Annotated in this window: 16 protein-coding genes; 4 read left to right on the top strand and 12 right to left on the bottom strand. The window is 36.4% G+C overall.

Features of this window, described 5'->3' with window-relative positions; translation table 11 throughout:
- The first annotated feature begins 8 nt into the window (after positions 1–8).
- Genes modA through SMGD1_RS08280 form a run of 4 tightly spaced genes read left to right on the top strand, consistent with a single transcriptional unit; the run spans position 9 to position 2,690 of the window.
- Positions 9–746, top strand: a complete 738-nt coding sequence (modA, locus tag SMGD1_RS08295) for a molybdate ABC transporter substrate-binding protein (protein ID WP_008336358.1) — start codon at positions 9–11, stop codon at positions 744–746.
- Positions 743–1,144, top strand: coding sequence for a TOBE domain-containing protein (locus tag SMGD1_RS08290; protein WP_008341109.1), 402 nt, complete (start codon positions 743–745; stop codon positions 1,142–1,144). Before modA ends, SMGD1_RS08290 begins: the two co-directional genes overlap by 4 nt.
- The gene (gene modB, locus SMGD1_RS08285; RefSeq protein WP_008341108.1) at positions 1,138–1,839 is read left to right on the top strand and encodes a molybdate ABC transporter permease subunit; all 702 of its coding nucleotides are present in this window, start codon (positions 1,138–1,140) and stop codon (positions 1,837–1,839) included. Before SMGD1_RS08290 ends, modB begins: the two co-directional genes overlap by 7 nt.
- Positions 1,836–2,690, top strand: a complete 855-nt coding sequence (locus SMGD1_RS08280) for an ABC transporter ATP-binding protein (protein ID WP_008336694.1) — start codon at positions 1,836–1,838, stop codon at positions 2,688–2,690. The genes modB and SMGD1_RS08280 overlap by 4 nt, the downstream gene beginning before the upstream one ends.
- Here SMGD1_RS08280 and SMGD1_RS08275 read toward each other — a convergent pair.
- The 12 genes from SMGD1_RS08275 to SMGD1_RS08220 all read right to left on the bottom strand — a co-directional run bounded on the left by SMGD1_RS08275 (position 2,677) and on the right by SMGD1_RS08220 (position 13,664).
- Positions 2,677–2,994 (bottom strand): cupin domain-containing protein, encoded by a 318-nt coding sequence (locus SMGD1_RS08275; protein WP_008336608.1) that lies wholly within the window; start codon positions 2,992–2,994, stop codon positions 2,677–2,679. The two genes, SMGD1_RS08280 and SMGD1_RS08275, sit on opposite strands and share 14 nt — an antisense overlap.
- A complete protein-coding gene (gene amrB / locus SMGD1_RS08270) occupies positions 2,991–3,776 on the bottom strand; it encodes an AmmeMemoRadiSam system protein B (RefSeq protein ID WP_008335044.1) in 786 nt (261 codons plus the stop codon). Before amrB ends, SMGD1_RS08275 begins: the two co-directional genes overlap by 4 nt.
- Positions 3,777–3,787: 11 nt before the next feature.
- Positions 3,788–4,360, bottom strand: a complete 573-nt coding sequence (amrA, locus tag SMGD1_RS08265) for an AmmeMemoRadiSam system protein A (RefSeq protein WP_008336016.1) — start codon at positions 4,358–4,360, stop codon at positions 3,788–3,790.
- Between the two features lie 14 nt (positions 4,361–4,374).
- The gene (locus tag SMGD1_RS08260; protein ID WP_008335365.1) at positions 4,375–5,619 is read right to left on the bottom strand and encodes a cation:proton antiporter; all 1,245 of its coding nucleotides are present in this window, start codon (positions 5,617–5,619) and stop codon (positions 4,375–4,377) included.
- 65 nt (positions 5,620–5,684) lie between these two features.
- Positions 5,685–6,557 carry a TIGR01777 family oxidoreductase gene (locus tag SMGD1_RS08255; protein ID WP_008336817.1) on the bottom strand — a complete coding sequence of 291 codons (873 nt, stop codon included), beginning with the start codon at positions 6,555–6,557 and terminating at the stop codon, positions 5,685–5,687.
- A 63-nt stretch (positions 6,558–6,620) separates the two neighbouring features.
- On the bottom strand, positions 6,621–8,858 hold the full coding sequence (locus SMGD1_RS08250) for an AAA family ATPase (protein ID WP_008335250.1): 2,238 nt from the start codon (positions 8,856–8,858) through the stop codon (positions 6,621–6,623).
- Positions 8,859–8,861: 3 nt separating this feature from the next.
- Entirely contained in the window at positions 8,862–9,743 is an 882-nt protein-coding gene (gene glyQ / locus SMGD1_RS08245; RefSeq protein ID WP_008336202.1) for a glycine--tRNA ligase subunit alpha, read from the bottom strand.
- A gap of 30 nt (positions 9,744–9,773) precedes the next feature.
- A complete protein-coding gene (locus tag SMGD1_RS08240) occupies positions 9,774–10,631 on the bottom strand; it encodes a damage-control phosphatase ARMT1 family protein (protein WP_008335969.1) in 858 nt (285 codons plus the stop codon).
- Positions 10,631–11,101: a DUF3972 domain-containing protein gene (locus SMGD1_RS08235; RefSeq protein ID WP_008334971.1), complete on the bottom strand. Its 471-nt coding sequence runs from the start codon at positions 11,099–11,101 to the stop codon at positions 10,631–10,633. Before SMGD1_RS08235 ends, SMGD1_RS08240 begins: the two co-directional genes overlap by 1 nt.
- 24 nt (positions 11,102–11,125) lie before the next feature.
- The gene (gene purE / locus SMGD1_RS08230) at positions 11,126–11,626 is read right to left on the bottom strand and encodes a 5-(carboxyamino)imidazole ribonucleotide mutase (protein ID WP_008334957.1); all 501 of its coding nucleotides are present in this window, start codon (positions 11,624–11,626) and stop codon (positions 11,126–11,128) included.
- Between the two features lie 44 nt (positions 11,627–11,670).
- Positions 11,671–12,963 carry a peptidase U32 family protein gene (locus tag SMGD1_RS08225; protein ID WP_008335507.1) on the bottom strand — a complete coding sequence of 431 codons (1,293 nt, stop codon included), beginning with the start codon at positions 12,961–12,963 and terminating at the stop codon, positions 11,671–11,673.
- A complete protein-coding gene (locus SMGD1_RS08220) occupies positions 12,963–13,664 on the bottom strand; it encodes a hypothetical protein (protein ID WP_008335747.1) in 702 nt (233 codons plus the stop codon). Before SMGD1_RS08220 ends, SMGD1_RS08225 begins: the two co-directional genes overlap by 1 nt.
- Between the last annotated feature and the right edge of the window lie 49 nt (positions 13,665–13,713).

Raw genomic sequence — 13,713 nt, 5'->3', positions numbered from 1 at the left:
GAAATTAAATGAAAAGATTATTTATATTACTACTTCTTGGCATCTCATTGGTAAATGCTGGGACTATAAGCATAGCCGTGGCAGCAAATGTAAGCTATGCAATAGAAGACTTAAAAAAAGAGTTTAACAAGACTAATCCAGAAACAAAAGTACGTGTAACTCTTGGAAGCAGCGGAAAACTTACAGCGCAAATAAAACATGGTGCACCTTATCAGATATTTATGTCTGCAAACATGAAATATCCACAAGCGTTATATCAAGAAAAAATAGCGATTACGGAGCCTGTTGTTTATGCTTTAGGTTCATTAGCTATTTTAAGTAACAAAAAAAGAGATTTAAGTGATGGCATCTATATACTTCAAAGTAAGGAAGTATCCAAAGTAGCCATAGCAAACCCAAAAACTGCCCCTTATGGAATAGCGGCTATGCAAGCAATAACAAATGCTAAGTTTGAAGATGATGTGAAGAGTAAGTTTGTCTATGGTGAGTCTATCTCCCAAACCGTCTCTTATGCTGTAACTGCAGCAGATGTCGGGATAATTGCAAAGTCATCACTATACTCACCTAATATGTCACAATACAAAGAGAACATAAACTGGATATCCATAGATTCAAAACTATACACTCCCATCCAACAAGGCATAGTCATGTTAAAAGATGACAAAGAGGTAAAAGCTTTTTATGACTTTATCCTCTCAGATGATGCAAAAAAAATATTTAAAGAATATGGATACTTACTACCATGAATAAATTCACTGCGACAATAACAAAAATACAAAGTGTAGAAAATCTAAACATAGTTAACTTTGACTTTTGCTCTCAAAACTTAAGTATGATGAGTTTGGATTTAAACGAAAAAGTAGATGTTGGATGCCAAGTCATACTCACTGCAAAACCGACTCACATAGCAATAGCAAAAGAGTTCAGTGGAGAGATAAGCTACTCAAATCAGCTAGATGCAAAGATAATAGAGATAAACAATGGTGAGCTTTTAAGCAGCATAAAACTAAATACGGGAGATGCTACTTGTGAGAGTATCATAACTAAAAACTCATCCCTCAGAATGAACCTAAAAGTAGGAGATAGTGTTACTCTCTTTATAAAAGCAAGTGAGTTGTCAATAAAGGAGATAATAGAATGCTAGAGATGCTTCAATTAATTGAGTTTGCTCCTTTTGCACTATCTTTTAAACTGGCTGGGATAACTACACTTATACTCTTTGTATTGTCTATGCCTCTTGCATGGTGGCTCTCTCAGACCCGTTCTAAAAGTAAACCAATTCTAGAAGCTATAACTGCTCTTCCAATTGTTCTGCCTCCATCTGTTTTAGGTTTTTATATCCTAATAGCTCTTTCTCAAAACTCTCCTATCGGTGCTTTTTTTGATGAGTATTTTGGAATAAAACTGGTTTTTAACTTTACTGGTCTTGTCATTGCAAGCTCTTTTTACTCTCTTCCATTTATGGTTCAACCTCTGCAAAGCGGTTTTGAATCCATCAACAAAAATATGCTTGAAGCCTCTTACATAAGTGGTAAAAGTAAGTTAGAGACTATCATAAAAGTCGCACTTCCAAATATGAAACCCGCACTTATAACTGCTATCATCGTGACGTTTGCTCATACTGTCGGAGAGTTCGGAGTGGTTCTTATGGTAGGTGGAAGCATTCCTGATGAGACAAAAGTAGCATCTGTAGCCATCTATGAAATGGTTGAGATTATGGACTACTCTTCTGCACATATCTATAGTGCTCTAATGGTTATTATGAGCTTTTTAGTTCTACTGAGTGTTTACATCTTTAACCATAAAAATAATAATAAATTTGCTGGATTTCACCGATGATTAATATAAATATAAATAAAAAACTTCACGGTTCAAATGCTGATATGAACTTAGATATAGACCTCAGCATCCAAGAGGGAGAGTTCTTAGCATTAAGTGGGAAAAGTGGAAGCGGAAAGACTACACTTCTTCGCATCTTAGCAGGTCTTGAAGATGCTACTGGAAATATAAAAGTCGGTGAAGATAGTTGGTTAGATGCGAAAACTAAACTGCCGCCGCAAAAAAGAGCCATCGGTTTTGTTTTTCAAGATTACGCTCTTTTTGATAACATGAGTGTTTTAAACAACCTTTTATATGTAAAGAAGGACATAAAACTAGCAGAGCATCTGCTTGGCATCACAGAACTTAGTGAGCTTAAAGATAGACTTCCAAACACTCTAAGCGGTGGACAAAAACAGAGAGTCGCACTCTGTCGTGCCATGATGAATAGACCAAAACTTTTACTTATGGATGAGCCTCTCTCTGCCCTTGATCCTGCTATGAGAACAAAACTACAAAACGAAATACTGACTCTACACCGTGAGTTTAATACAACTACCATCATGGTAAGCCACGACCCTAGCGAGATATATAGACTTGCATCTAGAGTAGTAGTCTTAGAAAATGGGAAAATTACAAACGACGGAAAACCTATAGATATTCTTCTAAGAACATCGGGAAGTCAAAAGTTCTCTTTTAGCGGTGAGCTTTTAGACATAAAAAAAGTAGATGTTATCTATATTGCTATCATCGCTATAGGTCAGCAACTCGTGGAAGTAGTTGTAAGTGAAGATGAAGCACAAAACCTAAATATTGGAGATGCTGTAGAGGTCAGCACTAAGGCATTTACTCCTATTGTTAGTAGTGTATAGCTAACCAGACAGTTTCTTCGTCCGGTTTAGTCCAAGAGACTTTGTGTTTTGTGTGAGCGGGGATGTTTAGGTAGTCACCCTCTTTTAGTCTAACCTCATCAGCATCTTCAAACTCCAAAACAGCTTCTCCTTTAAGAACAATAACCCATTCATCACCATTTTGATTGTACCACTCAAACTCTGTTGTTGTATGACCTTTTGAGACTATTCTCTCTATTTTTATTCCATCTTTTGAGATGATATCTTCGAAGAGTTCTTCGTTTATCTCAGTCGGAATATTTGCAAATATATTAGATTTTTTCATATAAAATACGCACTCATATATCCAACAACCCTACTCTCATCTCCACTAGCATCTGCACTTGTTCTATAGTCAAGTATGTGAGAGTTCAGAGAGAGCTTTTTAGCACTTAGCATCATCGCCTCTACTCCTATCATCCCACAAGCCTCGCATCCAGTATGGAGTTTTTGTGTATCTAACTTGTCTACGGCTTCTAAACATATATTGTCAAGCTTATTTGCATCTTCGAGATTGTAAAAATGGCTTAAATCCGTACTGATAATAACTCCGCAATCATTTTGTGATAAAACAAAATCTATGATGTTTGAGATCTCATTTGCTCCTGCTCCGCTGTAAACCAATTCAACTATCTTGGCATCTGGCATATAGAATTTTATGAACGGAAACTGCACCTCCGTGCTATGCTCTTGATGCGCGTTTTCAAAACGAGTCAGTGAAAATTTTTCTCTTAGTCTTTGTGCCACATCTATTGCCGCTTTCAAATCTTCAAAAGGTGTCTCATAAGTAGTAAAATCACACATGCTTACACCATTGAAGGCCACTCTGTGAGAGGGTCCTATAACTACGAACTTTCTAACATCGCTACGCTGTAAAACCCTGTAAGCTATATTTGCCGTATAGCCAGAGTAAATATAACCTGCATGAGGAACTATCACTGCTCTGCTTTTTACATCAGGCAGAGTAAAGTTTTCTTCATAAACTGTATTGAAATGCTCAAAATATCTCTCAATTTCAACTTCTCTTGCCGGATAAAAGCTTCCTGCAACACTCATCATTCTTTTCATAACTTCTCCTTTTAAAGGGCTTGAACCTTATCAAATTTTTCTTCTATATGCTCTACGCCATATCTGTATATAGTTGGGTGTTCTTGATATATTGAGGGGTTTGCTCCGGCTTTCATACTCAGATGCTCTAAAAACAGTTCCGCAGAAGGAAGTTGTTCCCAGACTTGAGGTAAGAAAGTACCTTGATATCTTCCATGCTTTAAAATAAGCCCGTCAATATTTGGCCGAATTTTTTTAACTAAATCTTTATAATTCTCATACTCTAAAACCTCAGGCTCACTCAAAACTGAGACTTCAAGGTTTAGATGCGAAAGTTCCTCAGGGCTCAGAGGCTTAAATCTGGGGTCACCAAAACCGGCAGATATTGCATTGTGCATAACATCATCCAAAAGTCTAGTGTGTGCGATTATAGAACCTATGCATCCACGCAGGTTGCTATCATATTTCAAAGTAACAAAAGCAGCACCGTCTTTAGCCAAAAACGGATACTTATTCGTAAGACTATCTTCATCAAATTTATATTTATCATCGAACCGACTGAGAATTGCACTTTTTGCAATTCTCAGTAAAATAGAATCTATCATGTAAACTCCTAATATTAATCGCTAAAGCGTCGTCTTTTCTTCAAAGAATCTTTTAATTCCTCTCTGGTACACTCTCCACTCTTTTGCAACGCATACTTCGTCATAAAAGGCCCTAACAACTCATGAATAAAAGTAGTAGCAATAATAACATTTAAGATTAAGGGTGCAATACTTTCAAGCTGCGGGTGGTTTTGTATAGAGAGTGCAAGACCTATTGCTACGCCTGCTTGGGGAAACAGAGCTATCCCCATATATTTTTTTATGGCATCTGAACTATTTGATACCACTGCTCCTAAATAACTTCCGCTAACTTTGCCGACAAACCTTAATATTGTATATAAAGCTATGATAAGAGGTACACTTAGCAGTGCTTCTAACTGCAAATACATAGCAGATATAATGAAAAAAAGCATGAAGATAATATTTGCCAAATGCTTGTCAATCTCTTCTTGTATCAAGTCAAAATTATGTGAAGTATTTGCCATTACAATACCCATAGTCATAGCACTCAGCAGTGGCTCAAGAGCATAAAAATTACTCATGCTGTAAACCAAAAATATCAAACCTAATGTAGCAATAGTCTCCATAGTTTTAGAATCAACAAAAACTCTCTCTAAAAGAGTGTTTATTAATCCGGCTATTGTACCAAACAAGATGCTAAAAAACAGAACCTTTGTTGCATCTACGATATTAATCCACTCTAAAACTCCACTTCCAACAAGCGAAGTTCCTATAGTCAGCGCTAGACTAAACAACATTAAGGAGATGACATCATCAAGAGCTACAATGGCTAATAAAGTTGAAGTAAAAATACCTTTTGCATGAAGTTCATTAACTATCGCAAGAGGTGTAGCTGGAGCGGTTGCAGTTGCAATGCCGGCTAGGAGTAAGGACATTAGCACTATTTGAGTAGTTTCAAACTTTAATACATTAGCAAATAGAATAAAGCCGATTGCTACAATAATAAATGTTCCTATTGCTTGATAAAGAGTAATATATATGACTTCTTTGTGATGTCCATCAAGCGATGAAAACTTAAGGGTAGCGCCGACCAATACAGCGATAACAGATAGGGAAATATCAATGATTAGATGTGAATGTTTGACAAACTCTGCAGGTATTATGCCTAAGAGTCCTGGTCCTATTACTAAGCCAAGGAGTAAATAACCTACTACACGAGGAATACCAAACCCTGGACTAAACCATCCAACTATACTTCCTAAGACAAAGATGATTCCTATATTAAATAGCATCTCCATTACTTTTCCCTGTTTTATTATGCTTATATGATAGCACAAATAAACTATAAAGATATAGCTTTATATCAGCGGAGTATATCTTTAAGGGCTTCTTCGAATCTATCAAATCTAAACTCAAAACCACTATCTAAAAGCTTTTTAGGATATACATCTTTTGAGTCAAGCATTACAGTTGAGCCTTCACCAAATGCAATTTTTAAAGCAAACTCTGGCACACTTAAAAAAGTTGGACGATGCAATACTTCGCCTAGTATTCTGGTTTGTTCTATGTTTGAAAGAGTATGAGGTGTTGTAAAATTAATCGGGCCGTTTAACTCTGGAGTCTTTACAATAAACTCAAAAGCGCGAACCAAGTCATCTATATGTATCCATGAAACTATCTGGTGACCACCTCCAATTTTTCCGCCTACACCCATCTTAAATGGCGGAAGCATCTTTTGCATCGCTCCACCCTCTTTAGCATAGATAACTCCAAACCTTGTCTGAACACTTCTTACACCATACTCCTCTGCTCTTCTGGCTTCTGCTTCCCAGTCTTTACAGATATGAGATAGATAATCATCTGCATATTCCGTAGAATAGTCATCATGTTTTGATTCAGAGTCATAGATTCCAACTGCAGATGCAGAGATAAATAGCTTAGGTTTTTCAACACATAGAGCTATGGCATCTACGAGTTTTCTTGTTGTATCTATTCTGCTGTTGTAGAGTATGTTTTTATAAGTATCAGTCCATCTTGCCAGGATAGTTGTACCGGCTAGATTTATCAGTACATCACAACCAGATATCTCTTTTGCGACATCTTCTATTCTTGTGTTTTCTCTGATTTTTATGCCTATTACATCACTATGCTTAGATGTGAACATATCTTCTAATTTTGATCCAACAAGTCCACTTTTGCCACAAATAGCTATTTTAATTCTGTATCCTCTAGACATGTCAAACTCCTTTAAAACTATAATAAGTGATTATATGTTAAAAAAAATAAGGAATTGCTTTGATTATAATTCTAGTAGTACAGTATCTCGTCTTGTAATTTCAAACTTTTTGCATGCACTCTCAAAAGCACCGCTCTCACCTATCAAGATGCACTTATGTTTTGCTCTTGTTATGGCTGTATAGATAAGCTTAGTGTTGTGCATGATGAAGTGGGAGAAAGTCATAGGAATAACTACGATATCGTATTCCATACCTTGGACTTTATGAATGGTAAGAGCATAGGAAAGCATTAGATGCGACTTTATCTCTTCATACTCGTAAACTACCACTACGTCTTCATTTGGATAGAATACGAACACTTGTTCATCATCCTCTTCTATCTTAAAAAGAAGTCCACTCATACCATTAAATATTCGTCTCTGGCTTGAGTCTTCACCCATCTTAAAACCTTCACTGCTCCATGAAGTCATATTCTCGTTTTTTGTGTGAACGACCTTATCCATAAGTCTAAATTCACTGCCGCCTTTTTTGACACATTTTTTAGGATTTGGATTGAAATACTCTTGCAAAACTATGTTTAGATTGTTAGAACCGAGTGTTCCACCCTTCATCGGAGTAATAACCTGAAAGTAGTTTAGGTACTCTTTAATCTGTTTATTGTTTAGTCTGTATCTGGCTTTTTCTATGGACTCTACAACTTTGTGTACTATCTCCGTAACAATGGAAAGAGAGTTAGCCTCCCTTAGGTCTTGTTGTTCTTGCGAGGAGAGCTGATTTTTTATAGCATAATAGTTCTGGATGCTAATATCTATAAACTCAAAATCCTCATAAGTCTGTCTATAATCTGGAACCATACCTTTACGGATATCATTTGCTATAAGCGTTATCGCCTGATCTTCACTCTGTCTATATATCTTTGTAAGTTTTACAATAGGTGCCAACTCCAAAGTAAGAACATCACTCAGAACATTTCCAGCACCAATAGGAGGAAGCTGTGCATCATCACCAACCACTATAACTATGGCATCTCTATGCACTTTTGCCATTAATCTTGCAAAAAGAGATGAGTTAATCATAGATGCTTCATCTATAAGAACAACTCTAAATGGAAAATCATCCCTATCTTCATACTTTACTAAAAGAGACTGGATTGTCGCACTCTCATAACCTGTGGTATCTGCAATTCGTTGAGATGCTATACCGCTTAGGGCACAAGTTATTATCTCTTTTTCTTCATATCTAGTGTTTAGCAAATCAAGTATAGTCTTTGAAGTTGTACTCTTACCTGTTCCTGCATAACCAACCAAAAAGAGCAGAGATGCACCCTCGTTTATCTTAGCAACTGCTTCTTTTTGCTGATCTCCAAGTTTTAACTCTTTAGTGGCTAAAAACTCGTCTAAGTTCTTTACAAATCCACCACTATCTTTTTCAGCTCTTGTTGTAAAAGTATCATGCAGGTATTTTTCTGAGTCATAAAGCCTTGCAGGAGAGACTCTGTCATTTTTCATAATGACAATGCTCTGCTCACTCACTCTCTCTATAAGTGCTGCTTCATAAAGATGATTTTTGCCGTTAAATCCTAGAAGTTCATTGAGTCCTGAGAAAAGCAGCTCTTTTGCGACACAACTGTTTCCCTGTTGTTCGCAGTAATTCATAAGAACATAATCCATCGCCGAAGAGATTCGGTTTTCATCTTCACTTTTTACACCCATCTTGAGCGCCAGCTCATCAGCTCTCTTAAAACCTATGGAGTTTATGGAAGTAAGGATGTATGGATTTTCTTTTATCTTAGTACAAGGCTCATCAACATCTTTCATAGCAGATGCTATGGTAGTAAGAAGAGCTTGTGAAACATCATAAGGGCTTAAAAACTCACCGAGTTTTCTCATGGAACGAAACTTCTTCCAAGAAGTCTGGATCTTTTTAAGACGCTTCTCTTTGATGCCGTTAAACTCCAGAAGTCTCTCTATATCATTATCTAAAATATCTATGAGTTTTTCATTTCCGAAGTGTTCTATAAGGTCACTAGAAATCTTTTTTGTAAAACCTTTTACAATTTTGTTTAAGAAGAAAAATAGTTGATTTTGATTTACTTTAATGGACTCAAATTTGAAAGTTTTTCCGTACTTTTTATGCTCTTCCCACTGACCGCTAAGAGTTATGGCTGAGCCTTTTATATGCGCGACCTCACTCTCTAAGTAAGTACCGCTAACTTTCTCACCTGTTTTTAAAACTGCGATGAAAAAGCCCTCATCTTCAAATAGAATACGGTCTATTTGACCGATGAGTGTGCTGCTCAAGGATTAAGCCTTTACTCTCTCTATTCTATCAGCTTCTTGAGCTTTATAAAGTTCTGCACAACCACGTGAGAGTTCACGAATTTTAAGAATATAGTTTTGTCTCTCTGTCTGAGAAATAGCTTTTCTAGCATCAAGTACATTAAATGTATTTGCAGCCATCATACATAAGTCATAGGCAGGAAGAGGAAGCCCAGCGTCAAGTGCTCTTACGCACTCATCACTTTTTGCTGTAAAATCAGCAAATAACATATCAGTATCCGCTACTTCAAAGTTATACTTTGAGAACTGAATCTCACTCTCTTTATGAACATCACGATAGTAAGTTTTTCCATGCTCATTCTCTCCCCAAACTATGTCAAAAATATTATCAACACCCTGAAGGTACATTGCCAGTCTCTCTGTTCCGTAAGTAATCTCAACAGCTACAGGATTACACTCAATCCCTCCAACTTGCTGAAAGTATGTGAACTGAGTTACTTCCATGCCGTTCAACCAAACTTCCCAACCAAGACCCCAAGCACCAAGTGTTGGAGATTCCCAGTTATCTTCTACGAAACGAATGTCATGTTGAGATACATCAAGACCAAGGTACTCTAATGATTTTAGGTAAAGCTCTTGGATGTTATCCGGAGATGGTTTGATAAGAGCTTGAAACTGATAGTAGCTTCCAAGTCTATTAGGGTTTTCTCCATATCTTCCATCTGTTGGACGACGTGAAGGTGCTACATAAGCAACTGACCAAGGTTGTGAATCTAGTGAACGTAAAAAAGTAGCTGGGTGAAATGTTCCTGCACCTGCTGGAATATCGTAAGGCTGAACTATATTACACCCTTGTTTCATCCAAAATTCTTGAAGTTTTAGTAACATCTCGCTAAAAGTAATCATAAAAAAGTACCTATATTAAATTTTTTGGCATTATACCATTTTACAAACTATATCGCCTACCTCTTTACCCAAAGAGTTTGCTACAACATTACATTTTACTTTGAGAAGAAAACATATATTTTTTCTGTGAGACGAGCTCATACACTCGTAGTTTCCCATGCCTTTAGATATAACCAGATCAACACTATCAAAAAGCTTTTTTGACTCATCATTTGCACGGTTATATGTAAACCCAGGAGTATTTACACCACTATCTACTAAAGAACAAAGCTTATCAAAGCCAGCATCTTTTGCCTCTTTCATAGTTACATCGTTTATGATTGGGTTTCCTCTAACCATATATGAGTACTTAGCCTCTGGATATAACTCTTGGAGAGTCTCTATAAAAAGGTAGTCAAAAATATGCTCACCTACATTATCACCTATAACTAAAACACTCTTAGCATCTGAGAGTTTCTCTTGAAACTTATCAAAATCATTATATGCGAAATCTGTGTGAAAAACTTTTGACAACTCCTCTTCTAAGTCAAACTCTACTGCCGCTGCAAGGTCTATAACATTTCCTGCAACTGCAGTTTTTGTAGCTGTTAAAAGTTTATTTGTAGATGAAGAAATTTCTTCTTTTACAAGAGGTACAAATGAGAGTGCTTTTTTAGTTGAGAGCTCTTTTACTTCATCATATAAATCAGTTTTATTTGCTATCTCAGCCATTTTTTCATAAACATAAGAAGCGATTTCAGGAGGGTTGTCATCGTAAGAGAAGTTAGAGCTCATATCTCTAACTGTAGAAGTCATTTTTTCTTTAATAGATTCAGATGCACCAATAGCATCTGCGACTTTAACACTTTGGTTTATTATACAAGCAACACAAGCTTCATCAATTGTCATTAATTAGTATGTTCTTCGATTGCTTTGTTCCACATAAGTTTATATTTTCTTCTCATAAACTCAACTTCTTGTTGAGAAAGCTTTAGTTGTTCTTGAAGTGTGTGAATAGTTATTCTGTCTTCATCGTAAAGTTCTTGCAGAGATGCTAATGCCTCTCTTAAAAACTCATTTTCATTCTTAATAGAAACAATAGTCTCATCTTTAGCATCTAGGACTTTTTCATGAAGGTTGATGATAGTGCCTATTGTTTTTTCAACAAATTCTGGCTGAACTAGCATCTCATGAGTGTTACGAGCAGAGAGCTCTCTTAGTTGAGCTGGAACCACTTCATGTGAGCCTTTAGACGGGTCAATCATTCTGACTCCGTCTTCTACTTTTACAGTCAGTTTTCCGCGATCACATAAATCATCGATCGCATTCAAATCTAAACCTGTAAGTTCCATATACTCTTCATCACTCATCCACTTCATTTTAACCCCTTATGTAGGAAAAATTTATATGCTGATAATTGTCTCTATCTCTAAAGAATCCATTTCAACTTTTTTAGCTTTGGCAATTCTATCTTCTTTTAGTTTGATAGATAATTCTTCATTATCAAGTGCTAAAATCTGCATTGCTAAGTAAGCAGAGTTAATAGCTCCAGCTTTTCCTATAGCTACAGTAGCAACTGGCATTCCAGCTGGCATCTGAACAGTAGAAAGCAGTGCGTCTATTCCGCTTAAAGCAGATCCTGACATTGGTACACCTATGATAGGCTTAACAGTTTTAGAAGACAAAACACCAGCCAAGTGTGCAGCCATACCGGCAGCAGCGATAAATACTTGAGCACCTTTTTTTTCAGCTACTTGAATATAAGTTGCTGTTCTCTCTGGTGAACGGTGAGCTGAAGAGATAATCATCTCATAGTTAACACCAAAAGACTCTAGTGTGTCAGAACAAGACTTCATTACTTCATAATCACTTTTTGAACCCATTACTATTGATACAAATTTCATGTTGTTTTTCCCTCAAATATTTTTTTGGAATTATACACTTTTTTTTATTTCTTTGGATATGTTCCCATATCTGGATGTGCCCCAACTCTAAAAAAAGTATATGAGGGGAAGCTTGTCGGTAGGGTTATAGGGTTTATATTTCCGCTATGAACTTCTTCCCAAATTTTTCCATTTTGAGCTTTTAGCTGTTTTAGTTTTAGATAAAATCTTCCATCTTTTTCATAAGTGCTTCCTATTTCATTATCAACTATTTCAACTTTTGAGCCTAAAGGAAATACTACTTCCATTTCATCATTTGGCAGAGTTTTATACTTACATAAAAAATGTGTTCCCGCTTCATTTACTTGACCACAAACCTGATGGGTACCAAGTTGCATTGTAAAGTCTAGACTTTGAGTATCGTGCTTTTCAAAAGGTCTTGAAATAAGATAAGCATCTGTATAGCCGCGATTTTGCAGTGATTGCAGTTCATACTGGTACCTGTCAACATCTACTGTACCATTAGCGTAATCATCTAAAGCCATTCTGTAAGCCTTAGCTGTTGTAGCGGCATAGTAAGATGTTTTAGTACGACCTTCGATTTTAATAGAATCTACAACTCCGCTATCTAAAATCTCTTGTATATGAGATGCAAGGTTTAAATCTTTAGAGTTCATTATGTAAGTTCCAACACCTTCATCTTCTTCAAGCTTAAAGAGTGTTCCAGTCTCAGGATTTGCTGCATACATCTCATAAGGAAATCTACAGTCATTTGCACAAGATCCGCGATTTGGCACACGACCACTTTGAAGTGTAGATATAAGGCATCTTCCACTATATGCGAAACACATAGAGCCATGTACAAAAACCTCAAGTTCCAAATCTGGAAGTTCAGTTTTTATAGCGACAAGATCTTTGAGCGAAATCTCACGCGCTGTAATTATTCTGACAGCACCCATGTCGTAAAAAACTTTTGCATCTAAGACGTTCATAACATTTGCTTGGGTTGATAGATGCAATGGGATTTGTGGAGCCAACTCATGAGCCAATTTTAAAACACCAGGAGTAGCAACAATGAAAGCATCCGGACCAAGTTCTGCCATCGCTAAAATATGTTTTTTTAATAGAGAGAGTTGAGAATTAAATGGAAACCCGTTTATAGTTGCATATACTTTTTTCCCACGAGCATGAGCGTAATCTATGCCCTCTTTAAACTCTTCCATACTAAACTCTTTACCAGAGCGAATACGAAGTGAGAAGTGGCTTACTCCACCATAAACAGCGTCTGCTCCAAAATCAAGTGCAATTTTTAATTTCTCAAGCGTTCCCGCCGGAGATAGAAGTTCTATTTTACTCATTAACTTCCAAACTGTTCTAATAGTGCTTCAATATCATCTGTTGAAGCTAAATCATTGTGTGTATCACCAGCAATATGTGTTGCAGATGAAACTCTTTTGTCATCATCTACTTTGCCTTCAAAAAGCGTGTTCATATATTTTGAAAGTGCACGCATAACATTTATAACACGTTCTATTTTTTGACGATGAATATCTTGATACTGCATAATATCCATAACGCTCATAATAGAGTCTCCGCTGTTTTGAAGCATCTCTATAGTTTCATTAATATCATTTAATGCAGCTTCATTTTTTTCCAGTTGAGTCTTAAAAGCTTCAACATCAGGAAACTTTGAACTTAATGTAGTAAATAGCTCAATGTTAGAAGCTATAACTTCTGCAACATTAGCGGCATTTTCCTCTTTCTCCATCAAATCATTACTAATAATTTCAATAATATCAAAAATTTCAGTAGCTTTTTCTTCACTTTCTTTTGTTACATCATCAAGCTGATGTACCATCTTGTTTTCATCTGTAGCAGGAAGAGGCCAGTGATGTGAAGTCTCATCACTGTAACCAGCAGGAAGACCAGTATTTGAAGAGTCATTTGAAGCAGCAGGCTCTGCAGAAGCTACTTCCTCATCCAAACCTATTTCATCTTCAAGCCCATCAATATCGTCGATTTCCCCATTCATCATAGCATCTAGTTCTTCTTGAGTCATTTTAATTCCCTAGCCAAATTTATTTATTGTCACTATAATAGCATAAAAA

This window comes from Sulfurimonas gotlandica GD1 (genome assembly GCF_000242915.1).
In the GTDB taxonomy this organism is placed as follows: domain Bacteria; phylum Campylobacterota; class Campylobacteria; order Campylobacterales; family Sulfurimonadaceae; genus Sulfurimonas; species Sulfurimonas gotlandica.
Note: the sequence above shows the minus strand (reverse complement) of the source record. Positions and strands in the feature narration are given on the sequence as shown.

Bases quoted from the DNA above. Each gene is read 5' to 3' on its own strand.
- SMGD1_RS08225 (WP_008335507.1), bottom strand. From the start codon at position 12,963: ATGAGTAAAATAGAACTTCTATCTCCGGCGGGAACGCTTGAGAAATTA.
- SMGD1_RS08290 (WP_008341109.1), top strand. From the start codon at position 743: ATGAATAAATTCACTGCGACAATAACAAAAATACAAAGTGTAGAAAAT.
- amrB (WP_008335044.1), bottom strand. From the start codon at position 3,776: ATGAAAAGAATGATGAGTGTTGCAGGAAGCTTTTATCCGGCAAGAGAA.
- SMGD1_RS08280 (WP_008336694.1), top strand. From the start codon at position 1,836: ATGATTAATATAAATATAAATAAAAAACTTCACGGTTCAAATGCTGAT.
- modA (WP_008336358.1), top strand. From the start codon at position 9: ATGAAAAGATTATTTATATTACTACTTCTTGGCATCTCATTGGTAAAT.
- modB (WP_008341108.1), top strand. From the start codon at position 1,138: ATGCTAGAGATGCTTCAATTAATTGAGTTTGCTCCTTTTGCACTATCT.
- SMGD1_RS08240 (WP_008335969.1), bottom strand. From the start codon at position 10,631: ATGACAATTGATGAAGCTTGTGTTGCTTGTATAATAAACCAAAGTGTT.
- glyQ (WP_008336202.1), bottom strand. From the start codon at position 9,743: ATGATTACTTTTAGCGAGATGTTACTAAAACTTCAAGAATTTTGGATG.
- SMGD1_RS08235 (WP_008334971.1), bottom strand. From the start codon at position 11,101: ATGAAGTGGATGAGTGATGAAGAGTATATGGAACTTACAGGTTTAGAT.
- amrA (WP_008336016.1), bottom strand. From the start codon at position 4,360: ATGATAGATTCTATTTTACTGAGAATTGCAAAAAGTGCAATTCTCAGT.
- SMGD1_RS08220 (WP_008335747.1), bottom strand. From the start codon at position 13,664: ATGACTCAAGAAGAACTAGATGCTATGATGAATGGGGAAATCGACGAT.
- purE (WP_008334957.1), bottom strand. From the start codon at position 11,626: ATGAAATTTGTATCAATAGTAATGGGTTCAAAAAGTGATTATGAAGTA.
- SMGD1_RS08260 (WP_008335365.1), bottom strand. From the start codon at position 5,619: ATGGAGATGCTATTTAATATAGGAATCATCTTTGTCTTAGGAAGTATA.
- SMGD1_RS08255 (WP_008336817.1), bottom strand. From the start codon at position 6,557: ATGTCTAGAGGATACAGAATTAAAATAGCTATTTGTGGCAAAAGTGGA.
- SMGD1_RS08275 (WP_008336608.1), bottom strand. From the start codon at position 2,994: ATGAAAAAATCTAATATATTTGCAAATATTCCGACTGAGATAAACGAA.